General features: G+C 71.1%; 15 protein-coding genes. 11 read left to right on the top strand and 4 right to left on the bottom strand.

Annotated elements, in window-relative coordinates; all coding sequences use genetic code 11:
- Positions 1-25 precede the first annotated feature (25 nt).
- From AB0O48_RS10285 to AB0O48_RS10275, 3 genes are all read left to right on the top strand, one after another.
- A complete protein-coding gene (locus tag AB0O48_RS10285; protein ID WP_357245272.1) occupies positions 26-697 on the top strand; it encodes a transcriptional regulator in 672 nt (223 codons plus the stop codon).
- An 81-nt stretch (positions 698-778) separates the two neighbouring features.
- Positions 779-2,347, top strand: a complete 1,569-nt coding sequence (locus AB0O48_RS10280; protein ID WP_357245270.1) for an MFS transporter — start codon at positions 779-781, stop codon at positions 2,345-2,347.
- Between the two features lie 10 nt (positions 2,348-2,357).
- Positions 2,358-2,966: a TetR/AcrR family transcriptional regulator gene (locus tag AB0O48_RS10275; protein ID WP_357245268.1), complete on the top strand. Its 609-nt coding sequence runs from the start codon at positions 2,358-2,360 to the stop codon at positions 2,964-2,966.
- A 61-nt stretch (positions 2,967-3,027) separates the two neighbouring features.
- Here the strand turns inward: AB0O48_RS10275 and AB0O48_RS10270 are convergent, their stop codons facing one another.
- Positions 3,028-4,947, bottom strand: a complete 1,920-nt coding sequence (locus AB0O48_RS10270; RefSeq protein WP_357245266.1) for a helix-turn-helix domain-containing protein — start codon at positions 4,945-4,947, stop codon at positions 3,028-3,030.
- A 14-nt stretch (positions 4,948-4,961) separates the two neighbouring features.
- Positions 4,962-5,744, bottom strand: coding sequence for a 3-hydroxybutyrate dehydrogenase (locus AB0O48_RS10265; protein ID WP_365064574.1), 783 nt, complete (start codon positions 5,742-5,744; stop codon positions 4,962-4,964).
- A gap of 313 nt (positions 5,745-6,057) precedes the next feature.
- Between AB0O48_RS10265 and ruvC the strand changes: the two genes are divergently transcribed.
- The 8 genes from ruvC to AB0O48_RS10225 all read left to right on the top strand — a co-directional run bounded on the left by ruvC (position 6,058) and on the right by AB0O48_RS10225 (position 15,569).
- Complete coding sequence (gene ruvC / locus AB0O48_RS10260) at positions 6,058-6,585, top strand: crossover junction endodeoxyribonuclease RuvC (protein WP_357245262.1); 528 nt, start codon at positions 6,058-6,060, stop codon at positions 6,583-6,585.
- Positions 6,582-7,184, top strand: coding sequence for a Holliday junction branch migration protein RuvA (ruvA, locus tag AB0O48_RS10255; protein ID WP_357245260.1), 603 nt, complete (start codon positions 6,582-6,584; stop codon positions 7,182-7,184). Before ruvC ends, ruvA begins: the two co-directional genes overlap by 4 nt.
- Before the next feature lie 70 nt (positions 7,185-7,254).
- A complete protein-coding gene (gene ruvB / locus AB0O48_RS10250) occupies positions 7,255-8,322 on the top strand; it encodes a Holliday junction branch migration DNA helicase RuvB (RefSeq protein WP_357245258.1) in 1,068 nt (355 codons plus the stop codon).
- A gap of 139 nt (positions 8,323-8,461) precedes the next feature.
- Entirely contained in the window at positions 8,462-8,800 is a 339-nt protein-coding gene (gene yajC, locus AB0O48_RS10245) for a preprotein translocase subunit YajC (protein ID WP_357245256.1), read from the top strand.
- Positions 8,801-9,074: 274 nt separating this feature from the next.
- Positions 9,075-10,997: a protein translocase subunit SecD gene (gene secD / locus AB0O48_RS10240; protein ID WP_357245254.1), complete on the top strand. Its 1,923-nt coding sequence runs from the start codon at positions 9,075-9,077 to the stop codon at positions 10,995-10,997.
- A 1-nt stretch (position 10,998) separates the two neighbouring features.
- Complete coding sequence (gene secF / locus AB0O48_RS10235; protein ID WP_357245252.1) at positions 10,999-12,192, top strand: protein translocase subunit SecF; 1,194 nt, start codon at positions 10,999-11,001, stop codon at positions 12,190-12,192.
- Between the two features lie 88 nt (positions 12,193-12,280).
- Positions 12,281-12,847, top strand: coding sequence for an adenine phosphoribosyltransferase (locus AB0O48_RS10230; RefSeq protein ID WP_357245249.1), 567 nt, complete (start codon positions 12,281-12,283; stop codon positions 12,845-12,847).
- Positions 12,848-13,046: 199 nt separating this feature from the next.
- Positions 13,047-15,569, top strand: a complete 2,523-nt coding sequence (locus tag AB0O48_RS10225) for a bifunctional (p)ppGpp synthetase/guanosine-3',5'-bis(diphosphate) 3'-pyrophosphohydrolase (RefSeq protein WP_357245248.1) — start codon at positions 13,047-13,049, stop codon at positions 15,567-15,569.
- A 66-nt stretch (positions 15,570-15,635) separates the two neighbouring features.
- Here AB0O48_RS10225 and AB0O48_RS10220 read toward each other — a convergent pair whose 3' ends face one another.
- Entirely contained in the window at positions 15,636-16,475 is an 840-nt protein-coding gene (locus AB0O48_RS10220; RefSeq protein WP_357245246.1) for a peptidylprolyl isomerase, read from the bottom strand.
- 62 nt (positions 16,476-16,537) lie between these two features.
- Positions 16,538-17,410 carry a peptidylprolyl isomerase gene (locus AB0O48_RS10215; protein WP_357245244.1) on the bottom strand — a complete coding sequence of 291 codons (873 nt, stop codon included), beginning with the start codon at positions 17,408-17,410 and terminating at the stop codon, positions 16,538-16,540.
- Between the last annotated feature and the right edge of the window lie 233 nt (positions 17,411-17,643).

Raw genomic sequence — 17,643 nt, 5'->3', positions numbered from 1 at the left:
GAACGTCTATCCGGGGGTACGTCTGGTGCTGACCGAGCCGATGCCGGCGCGGACCGTGGAGATCGCGTACAAGCAGGTCTCGCTGGCTGCCGAGGACCTGGACGGCAATGCCGTCGCCACGCTGGTGCTGGAGGTGGCCGAGGCCTGGGGCGTGCCGGCGCTCTGGGAGCAGGTCTGTCGTCCGTTGTTGGCCCGGCTGCGGGGACGTTCCGCCGCCGAGGTCGCCGTCGAACACGCCCTCTCCGAGGGCGTCCGGGTCGGGTTGGACGTGTACCGCCGGGAGCCGGGCCGGTCACTGCCCGCCGGCGGGTTGCTGCTGGCCGGCGCCGAGAAGGAGGCGCACTGCCTTGGTCTGCACGCGCTCGCCGCCGCGCTGCGCGAGCAGGGGCGCGGGTGTCTGCACCTGGGGCCCGCGCTGCCCTGGTCGGCGCTGGCCAGCGCGGTGTACCGGGCCCGCCCGCACACCGTCGTGCTCTGGTCGCAGACGCCGGTCACCGGCCGCGCGTACCGTCTGGTGCGCTTTGCCCGGGACTTCCCACGCCTGCGGGTGTACGGCGCGGGACCGGGCTGGATCGAGCCACTCACCGCGCCGGCGGACCGCCTCGACTCGCTGCCGACCGCCGTCGCCGCCTGCCTGGCCGTTGCTACTCGGCGTGATGCCCACCACATACGATACGGATCGGTGCCGTATCGTTAATGCACGCCGTAGGCTGACCCGCGTTACGAGTCTGACCCGTATCGTATTGCGGCGCGGGGAAAGCGTGGGGGGAAACCAGGCATGGAGCTGCACAACAACACCGGCCACCCGAGGAGGTGGGCGATCCTGGGGGTGCTGGTGATCAGCCTCCTCGTGGTCGTCCTCGACAACACGATCCTGAACGTCGCCCTGCGCACCCTGGCCGACCCGGTGCACGGCCTCGGCGCCAGCCAGGGCGAGCTGGAGTGGTCCATCAACTCCTACACGCTCGTCTTCGCCGGACTGCTGTTCACCTTCGGGGTGCTCGGCGACCGCGCCGGCCGCAAGCGCTTCCTGATGATCGGTCTGGTGCTGTTCGGCCTGGCGTCGCTGCTCTCCGCGTACGCCCAGAGCCCCGGCCAGCTCGTCGCGGCCCGCGCACTGATGGGGGTCGGCGGCGCGGCCATCATGCCGGTGACGCTCTCGATCATCTCCAACGTCTTCGACCCGCGCGAGCGTGGCCGGGCCATCGGTGTCTGGGCCGGCGCCGTCGGCCTCGCCGTGGCCATCGGCCCGATCCTCGGCGGCGCGCTGCTGGAGCACTTCTGGTGGGGTTCGGTCTTCCTGATCAACGTGCCGGTGGTCATCGCCGGCGTGGTGCTGGTGGGGCTGCTGGTCCCGGAGTCGCGTGACCCGCGACCGGGCCGGATCGACGTATTCGGCGTGCTGCTCTCCGTGGTCGGCCTGGTCGCCCTCTCCTACGGCATCATCGACGGCGGCGAGCACGGCTTCGACCGCCCGATCGCCTGGGGTTCGATCCTGATCGGCGTCGCGGTGCTCGCCTGGTTCGTCCGGCACGAGCGGCGCAGCGACCACCCGTCGCTGGACGTCCGGCTGTTCAAGGTGCCCCGCTTCGCCGCGCCGGTCGCCATCGTCGGCCTGGTGTTCTTCGCCGCGATGGGCTCGATGTTCTTCGGCTCGTTCTACCTGCAACTCGTACGCGACTACAGCCCGTTGCAGACCGGTCTGCTCTTCCTGCCCTTCGCCGGTGCCCAGCTGATCTTCGCGCCGCGCAGCGCCGCGATGGTCCGCCGCTACGGCGGTAAGGCCGTCGCCACCGTCGGCCTGGCGCTGACCGTGGTGTCCCTCGGCGCCTTCCTCTTCATCGGCGCCTCCACCCCGATCTGGATCGTGCTGCTCGTCTTCCTCATCCAGGGCGCGGGAATGGCCAACATCATGCCGCCCGCCACGGAGTCGATCATGTCGGCGCTGCCCCGGGAGAAGGCCGGCGTGGGCTCCGCGGTCAGCAACACCATCCGCCAGGTGGCCGGCGCGCTCGGCGTGGCCGTCCTCGGCTCGGTGCTCTCCGCGGTCTACCGCAGCGACATCGGTGACGCGCTGACCGGCCTGCCCACGCAGGCCCGCGACGCGGCCAACGAGTCGATCTCCGGCGCGTACGCGGCGGCGGGCCAGCTCGGCCCGGCGGGCCCGTCGCTGATCTCGGCGGCCAACGACGCCTTCGTCACCGCCATGCACTGGGCGGCCGGGCTCTCCGCGGTGATCGCCGCGCTCGGGATCATCGTGGTGCTGCGCTGGATGCCGGGTCGGGAGGAGACCAGCGTCGCTCCGGCGGCCCCGGTTGCCGAGCCCGAGTTGGCCGGTACGGCATAGGTGCGGGAAGATGTCTGCCATGACGTCCACCGCTGATGCTCCGCGGTCGCCCGGGCGACCGCGGAGCATCCGTGCCGACGAGGCGATCATCGAGGCCACCCTCGACCTGCTTGCCGAGGGCAGCACCATCGAGGCGCTCTCGATCGAGGCGATCGCCGCTCGCGCCGGGGTCGGCAAGGCCACCATCTACCGCCGCTGGGCGGGCAAGGACGCCCTGCTGCTGGACGCGCTACGTCGCCTCAAGGGCGTCCTGGCGCAGCCCGCCGGGCACTCGGTCCGCGACGACCTGGTGCTGCTGGTCGGCGCGATCGGCAAGAACGTCGACCCGCGTGCGCCGAAGATCATGCCCTGTCTCGCGTCCGCCGTGAACCGCGACTCGGATCAGTTCCAGCTCTACCAGAACATCATCGCGCCCCGCCGGCAGCTGATGCGCGAGGTGCTGCGGCGCGGCATCGACGAGGGAGTGCTCCGGGGCGACATCGACATCGAGGTGACGATGGCGCTGCTCACCGGGCCGATGCTGATCCAGCGGGTGCTCCAGTGGAACCCGGACCTGGACGAGCAGACACTGCCCGAGCGGGTCGTCGACGCCGTGCTGCGGGGCATCCAGGTCCGCTGAGCAGGCCGCTGGTCCGCGAGCCGGCGGCTGCTCAGGGCGGTCGCCGGCTGACCTCGGTCGATCAGTCGGCCGATGCGCGCAGCCGGTGCAGGCGCAGCGCGAGCTGCACCTCCAACGCCCGCTCGGGCCGCTGCCAGTCCGCGCCGAGCAGCTGCCCGACCCGCTCCAACCGCTGGGTCACCGTGTTCACGTGCACGTGCAGCTGCTCGGCGGCGCGGGCCAGACTGCCACCCACCCCGAAGTACGCCTCCAACGTCCGCACCAGAGCCGTGCCCCGCCGGGCGTCGTAGTCGACCACCGGCCCGACCGTGGTGCGGAGGAACTGGGCCACGTCCGTCTCGCCCCGGTCACCGACCGTGCCCAGCAGTAACCCGACGAAGCCCAGCTCGGCGGTGCTCGCCCCCTGGCCGGTCCGGCCCAACGCGCCAAGCGCCGTCAGGCACCGGTCGGCCTCGTGGAAGGTCCCGGCCAGCGCCGCCGGCCCGTTCGACGGGCCGCTCGCCCCGGCGGTCACCGGTCGGCCGGTCACCCGGGACAGGTCCCTTGCCACCGCGCGGGCGCTGCCGCCCGCGTCCAACCCCGGCAGCATCAGCACCACCCGACCGTCGCGAGCCGCGGCCAGCCCACCGCGCGCCGAGGCGTACGTGGTGGCCCAGGAGAGCACCCGCTGCCGGGCCGAGCCGGTCGCCGCGATCGCGTCGTCGCCCACCGCCACCAGCACGTGCGGTGCGTCCAGGTCCACCCCGAGCCGGCGAGCACGACTGCGCAACGCGTCGGTGTCGCGCAGCGGACGGGCGATCAGGTCGTCCAGCAACTCGCCACGCACCCGCCCCTCCGCCTCCGCGACCGTCCGGCGGAACAGCAGCAGCAGCGCGGTCACCAGGGCGGCCCGCTCCAGAATCCGCTGGTCGGCGTCGACCAACTCGTCGTCCGGACGCAGCACCAGGGCGCCCAGGTTCTCCGCGCCCGCCACCACCGCCGCGTACCAGAGGGGACCCCGGCGCACACTTCGCCCCTCGGTCCGCGACGCCGCCACCGCCTCCACGATGTCCGCCCGGTCCGGCTCGTCGATCTCACCCACCCGGGCCAGCAGGCGGCCCTCGGCGTCCAACGCCAGCAGCGCACCACCCAGCACCTCGGTCACCGCCGCCGCCACGTCCTCCACCCCGCCGCCGCGCAGCACCAGCGCCGTCATCCGATCGTGCGCCGCCGCGGCCCGCTCCACCGAGCTGCTGTGCGCCCGGATGGTGGTGTTCGCGGCCGACAACTCGGCCAACGCCGAGCGGGTCTCGGTCAGCAGCCGGGCGGTGTCGATCGCCACCGCGGCGTGCGCGGCCAACGAGACCAGCAGCGCCACCTCCTCCCGGACGAACGGCCGAGCCGAACGGTTGGCCGCGTAGAGCACACCGATCGAGGTGGAACCGAGCCGCAGCGGCACCCCGAGGATCGCCACCAGACCCTCCTCGCCCACCCCGGCGTCGATCTCACCGGTGTGGTGGAAGCGCGCGTCCTCGCCGTAGTTGCCGGTGACGTACGGCGCGCCGGACTGGGCCACCAGGCCACCGAGACCGGCGCCCATCGGCAACCGCAACCGCTGGAAACGGGCCGACACCGACCCGTCGGTCACCCGCATGTACGTGTCGCCACGCTCGTCGTCGTTGAGCGTCATGTAGGCCACGTCCGCGCCGAGCAGGTTACGAGCCCGGTGCACGATCGCCCGCAGCACGTCGTCCAGGTCGCGCAGCCCGGCCAGGTCGCTGACCGTGTCGTACAGGCCGGACAGCTCGGACTCCCGGCGACGGCGACGCTCCAGCAGCGCGCGGACCCGCAACGCCACCGACCTGGCCTGCTCCAGCTCGGCCAGCCGCTCCGGCGGCAGCCCCGCGGCCCGCGCGGCCACCAACGGTCCCTCGAACTCGACCGCCGCGGCCTCACGGGCGAGCAGCTCCAGGAACTCCACCGGCGATGACATGGTCGACATTGTGCTCAGCCCCACTAGTTGGCCGTCCAGCCCCCGTCGAGGGCGATCGACGCGCCGGTGATGAACGCCGCCGGCGGCGAGCAGAGGTACGCCAACAGCTCGGCGACCTCCTCCGGTTCGATCAGGCGCTTGATCGCGGCCCGGGCCAGCATGATCTTCTCGATCACCTCGGCCTCGTCGATGCCGTGGCTGGCCGCCTGGTCGGCGATCTGGCTCTCCACCAGCGCGGTGCGCACGTACGCCGGGTTGATGCAGTTGGCGGTCACCCCGTGCGCGGCGCCCTCCAACGCCACCACCTTCGACAGCCCCTCCAGCGCGTGCTTCGCCGAGACGTAGGCCGCCTTGTACGGCGACGCGCGCAACCCGTGCACCGAGGAGATGTTGACGATCCGACCCCAGCCCCGGGCGTACATGTGCGGCAGCGCGCGACGGATCAGCAGGAACGGCGCCTCCACCATCACCCGCTGGATGTACTCGAAGCGCTCGACGGGAAAGTCCTGCAGCGGCGCGACGTGCTGAAGGCCGGCGTTGTTCACCACGATGTCCACGTCCACGTCGAGGCGGTCCACCGCCGCGGCGTCGGACAGGTCCACACCCTCTGCCCGGCCGCCGACCTCCGCGGCCACCGCCTTGGCCGCCTCCAGGTCGCGATCCACCACGAGCACCGTGGCGCCGGCCGCGCCCAGCCGCAGGGCACACGCCCGCCCGATGCCGCCACCGCCCCCGGTGACCAGGGCGGTCCGACCGGCGAGGTCGAGCTGTACGACGTGGGGGACCGCCACGGGTTCTGCCGTCATGGCGCAAGAAGTTACGAGCTGTGTGCTCCCCGGCACATGGGCCAGCGACACATACTCCGTACCAAAGCTGTGTGGCCCACCCGCCCTCGCCGCCGCAGATCGCGCAGCATCTGGGATGTAGTGGTGTCCGGGTGCTTCGTTGCCACTACATCCCGGATCGAGCGTGACCTTGCGGCTGGCGCCCCGGACCTCCGCTCCCGGCCGGTCGAGCGTGGGGCGCGCGGGGCGCGGGGCGTGTCCCGTGGGGCTGGTGGGAAGGGCGCCGGTTAGGGTGTCGAACACACGTACTGCTGACGGCTGGGGAGGGGGCGGTGTGCGGGTGCTGGGGGTCGACCCGGGGCTGACCCGGTGCGGGGTGGGTGTGGTCGAGGGTGTGCCCGGACGTCCCTGCACTCTGATCGCCTACTACGTGGTCTACACCGACCCGGCCGACGACCTGGCGCTGCGCCTGTTGCACCTGGACCGGTCGCTCAACAAGTTGGTCGCCGAGCACCAGCCGGAGAGCGTCGCCGTCGAGCGGGTGTTCAGTCAGCACAACGTGCGTACGGTGATGGGCACCGCGCAGGCCAGCGGCATCGCCGTGCTGGCCGGGGCGCGCGCCGGACTGCCGGTGCAGACGTACACGCCGAGCGAGGTGAAGGCGGCCGTGACCGGGTCCGGTCAGGCGGACAAGGCGCAGATGACCGCGATGGTCACCCGGCTGTTGCGGCTGGCCGAGCCGCCGAAGCCGGCCGACGCCGCCGACGCGCTCGCCCTGGCCATCTGCCACGTGTGGCGCGGCGGGACCCGCTCGAAGCTGGCCGCGGCAGCCGACCGGGCACGACGAGGAGGAGCACGATGATCGCCAGCGTGCGCGGCACGGTGACCGCGACGGGTCCGGACCAGGCCGTGATCGAGGTTGGCGGTGTCGGTCTCGCCGTGCACTGCGCCCCCGGCACCCTCGCGGAGCTGCGGGTCGGCCAGGTCGCCCGGCTCGCCACCAGCCTGATCGTGCGGGAGGATTCGCTGACCCTCTACGGCTTCGCCGACGACGACGCCAAGTCGCTGTTCGAGTTGCTCCAGACCGCCAGCGGGGTGGGTCCGCGACTGGCCCAGGCGGTACTTGCCGTGCACAGCCCGGACGCGGTGCGCAAGGCCATCGCCAACGCCGACACGGCCGCCCTGACCCGGGTGCCCGGGATCGGCAAGAAGGGCGCCGAGCGCCTGGTGCTGGAACTGCGCGACCGGATCGGCCCGGTGCCGATCGGCGTCGACGGGGTGACCGGGGTGACCCGCGGTAGCTGGTCGGACCAGGTCCGGCAGGCGCTGGTCGGACTGGGTTGGACGGCTGGCCAGGCCGATCAGGCGGTGGCCGCGGTGGCCGAGTCGATCGAGGGTGAGACGCCGCCGGTGCCGGTCCTGCTCAAGCAGGCCATCCGCCTGCTGGGTCGGACCCGGTGAGCGCCCGCGCGGTGTGCGCGAGGAGTCAGCCGGGGTTGCGAGCCCCGCAGTCGCGAGTGAAGAGGGCACGGTGAGCGAGACCGACGGGCTTGTCTCGGCGTACGTCAGTGACGCCGACCGGGACGCGGAGGCCACGGTCCGGCCGAGGCGGTTGGCCGAGTTCATCGCCCAGGACCGGGTGCGTGATCAGCTCGACCTGTTGTTGCAGGGCGCGATGCGGCGGGGGTCGCCACCGGACCACATCCTGCTCTCCGGCCCGCCCGGTCTGGGCAAGACGAGTCTGGCCAACATCGTCGCCGCCGAGTTGGGCGCGGGTATCCGGGTGACGAGTGGCCCGGCCATCGAGCGTTCCGGGGACCTGGCGGCGATCCTGACCAGTCTCACCGAGGGCGATGTGCTCTTCATCGACGAGATTCACCGTATCGCGCGTCCGGCCGAGGAGTTGCTGTACAGCGCGATGGAGGACTTCCGGGTCGACGTGGTGGTCGGCAAGGGGCCGGGGGCGACGGCGATCCCGCTGGATGTCGAGCCGTTCACCCTGGTGGGCGCGACGACCCGCTCGGGTCTGTTGACCGGTCCGATGCGGGACCGGTTCGGGTTCGTCGCCCACCTCGACTTCTACGCTCCGGCGGATCTGGAGACGCTGCTGCACCGTTCGGCGCGGATCCTGGGTGTGCCGATCACCCCGGAGGGTGCGACCGAGATCGCCGGTCGGTCCCGGGGCACGCCGCGGATCGCCAACCGGCTGCTGCGCCGGGTCCGCGACTACGCCGAGGTGCGGGCCGACGGCGTGGTCGATGTCGACACCGCCCGTGCGGCGCTGATCGTGTACGACGTGGACGCGCTCGGGTTGGACCGGTTGGACCGTGCGGTGCTGACCGCGTTGGTCGACTCGTTCCGGGGTGGGCCGGTGGGTCTGTCCACCCTTGCCGTGGCGGTGGGGGAGCAGCCGGACACGGTCGAGGAGGTCTGCGAGCCGTTTCTGGTCCGTGCTGGTCTGTTGGCGCGTACGCCGCGGGGGCGGGTGGCCACGGAGGCCGCCTGGCGGCATCTGGGGCGCACTCCGCCGAATGGTACCTTTGGTATGGATAGTCCGCCTGTGCCCGATCTGTTCTCGATGGATACCGATCAGCCGTGATGTGAACGTGATCTGTGCCGCATTCGGTGTTCTCAGGTGCAGGGTTTAGACTTCGCCGCGGTCTGTACAGGACGTGAGATTCCGCCTCCGCTCCGGCACCCAGGTGCCGGGCCGGTGGCCAGTGGGAAGGTCAGTAACCGTGAATTACATAGCAGCGGGCCCCTCAGGTGGCGGTATCACGCCGATCCTGATGATCGTCCTGCTCTTCGGTGTCATGTACTTCATGATGATCCGACCCCAGCAGAAGCGCCGCCGCGAGGCTGAGTCGATGCAGTCCGGGCTCGGCCCGGGCGACGAGGTCGTCACCATCGGCGGGCTCTACGGCACGGTCACCGGCATCGAGGACGACACCGTCCTGATCGAGGTGGCCCCTGGTGTGCAGACCCGCTACGCGCGGGCCGCCATCGCCCGGGTGGTCACCCGCGCGGAGCTGCCGAGCGAGCCGGTCAGCGGGGACGCCGACGTCATCAAGGAATGACGTCTTCTCCGGGGGTGGCGAGTCCGGCGTACGGCCGGTCGACCGGCTTCCGGGCCACCGCGCCCGACGGGGCAGCGGACCAGACGTGAAAACTGGATAGTTGGGTCGACGTCGGGCGTCGGCACGTACCCGTGACCATCGGCGTTCCGCGCTGGGTGTCCGGACCACGTGTCGGCATCTCGTCGGCTCAGGTCAGCCCGTCAGCCGGGACCCCCGGCCCGACACCGCCGCCGCTGCGCACAGCGGCGCCACCGCACAGGGAGACAGGACAGCCGTGGCACCACCTCAGGGACAGATGCGCCCCGGGCGGCAGCTCGCCGTGCTCGGGTTCATCTTCGTCGTCCTCTATCTTCTGGTGTTCTTCTCGGGTGCCAGCGGCAGCCTGAAGGATCGGCTCGAGCCTCGGCTCGGTCTGGACCTCATCGGCGGCACCCGGGTGACGTTGGAGGCGAGAAACAGCATCGGCGGCAAGGCGCCGACGGCGGAGAATCTCGAGGAGGCTCGGCAGATCATCGAGAGCCGGGTCAACGCGTTCGGCGTGGCCGAGGCCGAGGTGGTCACCGAGGGCAACCGGAACATCGTCATCTCCCTGCCCGGTGAGAACCGGGACCTCAGAGACGTGGGCAACGCCGCCGAGCTGCGCTTCCGCAAGGTGCTCAAGGGTGCCGACGGCAGCGGGACGGCCGCCGTGCCGCCGCCGGCCGCGCCCACCCCGTCCGGCAGCGCCGTTCCCAACCCGTCCGGCAGCGCGACGCCGTCCGGCGGCGCCACCCCGACCCCGTCGGGCAGCGGCGCGCCGAAGATAAGCCCGTCGCCCAGCGGCGGTCAGGGTGGGATGGCCCCGGCGCCCAGCGCCACGCCGACTCCGTCCGCGTCCGCCTCGGCGAGTGCCGCGGCGCCCAGTGCCAGTGCCAGCGCGGAGCCGGTGCCGGCCAGCATCGAGGAGCAGCGCAAGGCCGTCGAGCAGAAGGTCGGCGCCGCCGCCTGGCAGGCCGCCAACGGTCTGCAGGCCCCGGCCGACCTGACCGCCGACCCGTCGCTCGCCGACAAGCTCAAGCCGTTCGGCGAGCTGTCGCCGCAAGAGGTCGCCGTGCTGTCGGCGCAGATGCAGTTCAACGTGCCGACCATCGGCTGCAAGCAGCTCGACGAGCGCCCCCCGGCGTCGATCTCCGAGCCGAAGCAGCAGGTCGTCTCCTGCGAGGACGGCGCCTCGAAGTACCTGCTCGACCAGGCCAAGGTGCTGGGCACCGACGTGTCCGACGCCGACGCGGTGCTCGACCAGACCAACGCCTGGGTGGTCAGCCTCGACTTCAAGAGCGACGGTCAGGGCAAGTGGACCGACCTCACCCGTGAGTCGTTCAACAACGAGGGCCAGGCCTGCGACGCGACCGCACTCGGCCAGGACGGCAAGTGCCGGGTCGCCGTGGTCCTGGACAACGAGATCGTCTCCTCGCCGGAGATCCAGGGCGTGCTGACCGGCAACTCCCAGATCACCGGCAACTTCAACCAGAAGGACGCGAGCGCGCTCGCCGGCCAGCTGCGCTTCGGCGCGCTTCCGGTGACGTTCAAGCAGCAGGAGGCGCAGAACGTCACCGCGACGCTGGGTGCCAGCCACCTGCGTGCCGGTCTGCTCGCGGCCGGCATCGGCATGCTGCTGGTCATCATCTACGCGTTCTTCTACTACCGGCTGCTCGGCTCGGTGATCTTCCTGAGCCTGATCCTCTCCGCGCTGCTGGTCTTCGGCGCGCTCGTGGTGCTCGGCCGGCAGATCGGCTTCACGCTCACCCTCGCCGGCATCGCCGGCATGATCGTCTCGCTCGGTGTGGCGGCGGACTCGTTCGTCATCTACTTCGAACGGTTGAAGGACGAGATCCGGGAGGGGCGCAGCCCGCGTAGCGCGGTGCCGCGCGCCTGGATGCGGGCTCGTCGCACGATCATCTCGGCCAACGCGATCACCCTGCTCTCCGCCGTGGTGCTCTACGTGGTCTCGGTCGGCACGGTCAAGGGCTTCGCGTTCGCCCTCGGTCTGGCCACCGTGCTGGACCTGGTCGTGGTCTTCCTCTTCCGGCACCCGATCATGACGATGTTCGCCCGGACCCGGGCGTTCCTGTCCCCGCGGGTCAGCGGCCTGGGCCGGGCACTGCCGGCCCGCAGCCAGCAGACTCAGCCCCGCAACCCGCGCGCCAAGGAGGCCTGAGATGGCTGAAAACGGTCTGGCGAGCCGCCTCTACAACGGCGAGGCCGGTCTCAACGTCGTCGGCCGCCGCAAGCTCTGGTTCGGCGTCGCCGGTGTCCTGATCCTGATCGCGCTGCTCAGCTTCGGGCTGCGTGGGTTCAGCCTCGGCATCGAGTTCGCCGGCGGCAACTCGTTCCAGGTGCCGGCCAGTGTCGGCACCCTGGAAGACGCCGAGCGGGAGGTCAACTCGGCCCTTGCCGCGGAGAACACCGGCATCAAGGTGGCCACCGCACAGAAGGTCGGCGGCACCGGTGGTGACACCTACGAGCTGCGTACGCCGCAGCTCAGCGCCGAGCAGACGAACGCGGTCAAGGGTCAGATCGCCGAGGATCTGGGGATCAACGCGGACCAGATCAGCGGTAACCAGGTCAGCGAGGCGTGGGGCAGTCAGGTGACCCAGCGGGCCGTACTCGGTCTGGTCATCTTCATCGCGCTGGTGATGGTCTACCTGATCCTGCGCTTCGAGTGGCGGATGGCCGTCGCGGCGGTCGCGTCGCTGTTCACCAACCTGATCCTCACCGCCGGCATCTACTCGCTCGTCGGCTTCGAGGTCACCCCGTCGACGATCATCGGGTTCCTCACGATCCTGGGCTTCGCGCTCTACGACGTGGTGGTGGTCTTCGACAAGGTCCAGGAGAACACCCGCGGCATCACCGCCAACAACAACCAGACGTACGCCGAGGCGGCCAACCTGGCCGTCAACCAGAGCCTGATGCGGTCGCTGAACACCTCGGTGGTCGCCCTGCTGCCGGTCGGCGGTCTGCTCTTCATCGGTGCCGGTCTGCTCGGCGCCGGCACGTTGAAGGACCTCGGCCTGGTGCTGTTCGTCGGTATGGCGGTGGCGTTCCTGACCTCCATCCTGGTGGCCACGCCGCTGCTGGCCCTGCTGAAGAACTACGACCCGCGGATCCAGGCGCACAACAAGCGCGTCCTGGCCCGGCGCAGCGGGCTCGCCCGGGGCGAGGTCACCGGCAAGGGTGCGGTGAGCCCGACCCAGGGTCAGGTGACCGAGGAGTCGCTCGACCCGGACGCTGCCGCGCTGGCCGGCGCCGCGCCCAAGGTGGGCGCTCGCCCGGCGGGCAAGCGGCCGACCGGTGCCCGGGGCGGTCGCCCCGGTGGTGGCGGCAACCGGCCGGGTGGCGCCAAACGGCGCTGACCCGCCACGACACAACCGAACGGCGTCCGGCATGCTGTGCGAGCAGCACTGCCGGACGCCGTCGTCGTTGAAGGAGAGCGGAACAGCCATGACGGAGACCCACAGCACCGCGGCGCGCGGGGACAGCGGCCCGGAGGCCGCCCGACTGGTCGCCAGCCGGGTGCTGGACGTGCCCGACTTCCCCAAGCCCGGCGTCATGTTCAAGGACCTGATGCCGCTGTTCGCCGACGGGAAGGCGTTCCGTGAGGTGATCGACGGGATCGTCGCGTACCACGGTCGGGACGCCTTCGACGTGGTGGTCGGCATCGAGGCACGCGGGTTCGTCGTCGCCGCGGCCGTGGCGTACGCCGCCGGGGTCGGCGTGGTGCCGGTCCGGAAGGCCGGCAAGCTCCCCCGCCCGGCGCACTCGGTCTCCTACGCGCTCGAATACGGCGAGGCCACCCTCGAGGTGCACGAGGACGCCTTCACCGCCGGGCACCGGGTGCTGGTGGTCGACGACGTGTTGGCGACCGGCGGTACCGCCGAGGCGACGTTGGACCTGGTGGAGCGGGCCGGCGGCACCGTCACCGGTTTCACCGTGCTGCTGGAACTCGGTTTCCTGGGTGGGCGGGAGCGGTTGGCGCCGCGTCCCGTCCATGCCCTGCTGACCGTTTGAGTCGTTCGGTGGCGGGCTGACCGTTTGATGGTGGACTGGTCGGGCGGAGCCTGTGCCGACCGTCCGGCGGAGCGGCAGCGGACCGTGCGTGCGGGTAGCATTGCCCATTGCTGACGCCGGCGGTACGCCGTCCGGCGGCGCGAGACCAGGCCGGCCGATTGTTCGGCAGGTGTTTTCCCGGCGAGCGGTGAGGAGGCCGGTGTCCCACGATGTCGTCCCTCCGGCGGAGGGCACGGTGCACCCGACAGGCGACGCTGACGGCACGGTGACTGACCGGGCAGGCGACGCGCCAGCCCGGGTCACGGGCGCCGGCAGCGGCTCTGGCCGGGCTGCGGGCGAGAGCGCGGCACGACCGATCAGCGGCCCGCCGAGCGTCGAGGCGTCTCCCGGCGCCGACGGGGTGGTGGTGCCGTTCCCGGGTGACGCCGGCGTCGACCCGTCGCCGAGCGGTGGCTTCGGGCTGTCCAACGCGCCCACCGGGCGGCGGGTGCGGGCCCGGCTGGCCCGGTTCAACGCGCCCTGGCAGACCTCCCAGGTCAGCGAGGTGCTGGAGCCGCTCATCGCGAGCCACCGGGACAACCATCCCAAGGCCGATGCCCGGCTGCTCCAGCGCGCCTTCGACACGGCCGCGCGGTGGCACTCCGGGCAGTACCGCAAGTCCGGTGACCCGTACATCACGCACCCGCTCGCGGTGGCGACGATCCTCGGCAATCTGGGGATGGACACCACCACGCTCGTCGCCGCGCTGCTGCACGACACCATCGAGGACACCGAGTACACCCTCGACGCGATGCGTGCCGACTTCGGCGGCGAGGTCGCCCTGCTGGTCGACGGCGTCACCAAGCTGGACAAGGTCAAGCTGGGTGACGCGGCGAAGGCCGAGACGATCCGCAAGATGGTCGTGGCGATGGCCAAGGACCCGCGGGTGCTGGTGATCAAGTTGGCCGACCGACTGCACAACATGCGCACCCTGACCTTCCTGCCCCGCCCCAAGCAGGAGCAAAAGGCCAAGGAGACGTTGGAGATCCTGGCGCCGCTGGCGCACCGGCTCGGTATGAACACGATCAAGTGGGAGCTGGAGGACCTGTCCTTCGGCACGTTGTTCCCGAAGCGCTACGAGGAGATCAACCGGCTGATCGGGGAGCACCAGCCGCAGCGCGAGACGCTGTTGCGGCAGGTCACCCAGAAGGTCGGCACCGACCTCAAGGCCGCCAAGATCAAGGCGGAGACCACCGGACGGCCGAAGCACCTCTACTCGATCTACCAGAAGATGATCGTGCGGGGTCGTGACTTCAACGACATCTACGACCTGGTCGGGGTGCGGATCCTGGTCGACACGGTTCGGGACTGCTACGCGGCGCTGGGCGTCATCCACGCCAACTGGCAGCCGGTTCCGGGCCGGTTCAAGGACTACATCGCGATGCCCAAGTTCAACATGTACCAGTCGTTGCACACGACTGTCATCGGGCCCACCGGCAAGCCGGTGGAGATGCAGATCCGCACGTACGCGATGCACCGCACCGCGGAGTTCGGCATCGCCGCGCACTGGAAGTACAAGGAGCACAAGGGCACCCAGATCGTCGGCCCGCCGGCGCACATCGACGAGATGACCTGGCTGCGGCAGTTGCTCGACTGGCAGCGGGAGGCGGCGGACCCGAGCGAGTTCCTGGACGCGCTGCGCTTCGACCTGTCCAGCCAGGAGGTGTACGTCTTCACCCCGAAGGGTGACGTCATCCCGCTGCCGACCGGGTCGACGCCGGTGGACTTCGCGTACGCGGTGCACACCGAGGTGGGGCACAAGTGCATCGGGGCGCGGGTCAACGGCAAGTTGGTGCCGCTGGAGTCGACGCTGTCCAACGGCGACGTGATCGAGATCTTCACCTCGAAGTCCGAGACCGCCGGCCCGACGCAGGACTGGCTGGGCTTCGTGAAGAGCCCGCGGGCGCGTACGAAGATCCGCCAGTACTTCAACAAGGAGCGGCGCGAGGAGGCGATCGAGGCCGGCAAGGACGCGATCGTCAAGGCGATGCGCAAGCAGGGCATGCCGTTGCAGCGGATGCTCACCTCCGACGCGCTCATGTCGATCGCGCGGGACCTGCACCTGGCCGACGTGGCGTCGCTCTACGCGGCGGTCGGTGACAGCCAGGTCTCCGCCCAGTCGGTGGTGCAGAAGCTGATGGCCGCGTACGGCGGCGAGGAGGGCGCGGCGGAGGACATCGCCGAGACCGCCGTCGCCACCCGGCCACCGCGCAGCCGCCAGAGCAGCAACGACCCCGGTGTCGTGGTCCGCGGCGTCAGCGACGTCTGGATCAAGCTGGCCCGCTGCTGCACCCCGGTCCCACCGGACTCGGTGTTCGGTTTCGTCACCCGCTCCGGCGGGGTGAGCGTGCACCGCGACGACTGCGCCAACGCCGAGGACCTGCGGGCCCAGAGCGAGCGGGTGGTCGAGGTGAGTTGGAAGCTCACCTCCGCCTCGACCTTCCTGGTCGCCATCCAGGTCGAGGCACTGGACCGGCACAAGCTGCTGGCCGACGTCACCCGGGTGCTCTCCGACGAGCGGGTCAACATCCTCTCCGCCACCGTCACCACCACCCGCGACCGGGTGGCGGTGAGCCGGTTCAGCTTCGAGATGGCCGACCCGAAGCACCTGGGCCACCTGCTGGCCACGGTCCGCAAGGTGGATGGCGTCTTCGACGCGTACCGGGTCACCTCCGGCGCCTGACGCGTACCCCGGACACACAGGCGCCCGCCGGCTCAGCCGGCGGGCGCCTGGTCGTCAGCGCGGGGGTCAGCCCTGCGGCGGGCTCATCGCGAGGTCCTTGATGATGACCTCCTTCTTCGGGTGGCCACCACCGGCCTGCTGGGCGAACGCGCCGTCGTCACCGGCCTTGGCCACGTCCTTGACGAGGTCCATGCCGCCGGTGATGGTGCCCAGCACCGTGTACGCCGGGTCCAGCGGCGAGTCGCCGTAGACGATGAAGAACTGGCTGCCGGTGCTGCCCGGATCCTGCGACTTGGCCATCGCGATGACACCCTCCGGGTACGGCGGGCGCTTGTCGGTGGGCAGGTTCTCCTCGGCCATGCGGTAGCTCGGGCCGCCCTGGCCGTCGGTGGGGCGCCAGCCGTTGCCGGTGGCGCTCGGGTCGCCGCACTGCAACACCTTGATGCCCTCGCTCACGAGGCGGTGGCACTTGGTGTTGTCGAAGAAGTTCTTCTCCGCGAGATAGCTGAAGCTGCCCGCCGTGCACGGCACCTTCGACCGGTCGACCTTGGCCGTGATCGGGCCCAGGTTGGTGTCGATCGTCATGGTCTGCACGCCGGTGGCGGACTGCTGGTTGCTCGGCAGCCCGACGTCCTTGATCTGCGGGGGACGCTGTTCCTTCGGCAGCTCGTTGAAGGCGCACTCCGCCGCGCCGGCCGGCGCGGCGGTGTTCTTCTTGTCGTCGTCGCCGCCGCCGAGGCTCACCGCCAGCCAGACGGTGCCGGCAACCACGAGCACCAGCGCGCCTGCCGCGCTGACGATCGCCCGCGTCTGCCGGCGCTTGCGGGCCTTGGCCGCCCGCTCGGCCATCTCCTTCTCGAGCCGGGCGCGTGCCGCCGCGCGCTGCCGCTCTCTGGTGGACGTCACGCCTGGATCCTCCTGGCTGTCTGCTGCTGGGGTGCCGCTGGGGTGTGGGTGGTGGCGGCCGGTCAGCCGGCGCTGGGGCTGCTGGACGGCGCGCCGGAGGCCGACGGCATCGGCGCCGCCGCGGTGACCGGCTCACCGACGGTGAGGCTCTGGATCGTCACGTCGGTGCTGGGCTTGACCTTGGCCCCGGTCCCATTGTCCACGGTCGGGAGGGCACCGATCTTCTCCACCACGTCCAGCCCGGCGGTCACCCGTCCGATCACCGGAAACTTCGGCTCGGCGGTGGTGAAGTCCTTGAAGAAGATCAGGAACTGGCTGCCGTTGCTGCCCGGCGGGTTGGCGATCATCGCCACGGTGCCCTTCGGGTACGTCGGCGGCTGGCCGGAAGCGGGGCTGGCCGACGGCACGGTCGGCAGCTCCTCGTCGTAGAACGAGTAGGTCGGGCCGCCGAGGCCGGTGCCGCTCGGGTCACCGCAGCGCAGCGCGCCGTCGGCGGTGATCTCGTGGCACTTGGTGTTGTCGTAGAACGACCGGCTCGCCAGGTGCGCGATGCTCGCCGCCGCGCAGGGCGAGTTGGTCAGGCTGAGCTCCGCGGTGATCGGCCCGCCCTGGTTGGTGGTCACCGTCATCGCCCGGGTGCCTTCGGTGGGCAGACCCTTGCTCTCCGGCGTGCCGACGTCCTTGAGGTTGGCGTTGGCCGAGGCGTCCTGCGGCGTCCAGAGGCAGGTGTCCTCGTTTGCCGTGTTCTGCTTGGAGTCGGAGTCGAACGCTCCGAGTGCCCAGGCGGAGCCGGCCACGACCAGCACGAGGATCAGGGCGGCGCCGACGCCGGCCTGGATCTGCCGACGCCGCCGCGTGGCGGCGGCCCGGCGGGCCAACTGCCGGTCGAGCTTGGCCCGCGCCATTTTGCGCTGCCGGTCCCTGCTGGAAGCCACCGGTGCTCCCCTTTCCTCTACCTGGTCGTCGCCGGCGACCGGGCGTCCCGGCCCGTCCGGGCGTCACGTGTGCCGCGCCACACGCCCGCCAGAGTGTACGGCTAGTGACTGGGAAAGTGGTGTACGAGGTCCACCCCGTTCCGAGCAGCGCTTATCGGGCGGTGTCACTGTGTCCCGCGGGGCGCGCGGGACGGACGCGGCAAACTCACTCGGCGCGCCCGTTAGGCTGCTGG

The organism is Micromonospora sp. NPDC085948 (assembly GCF_040686315.1).
Classification (GTDB): domain Bacteria; phylum Actinomycetota; class Actinomycetes; order Mycobacteriales; family Micromonosporaceae; genus Micromonospora.
This window is presented reverse-complemented; position numbering and strand designations above follow the sequence as displayed.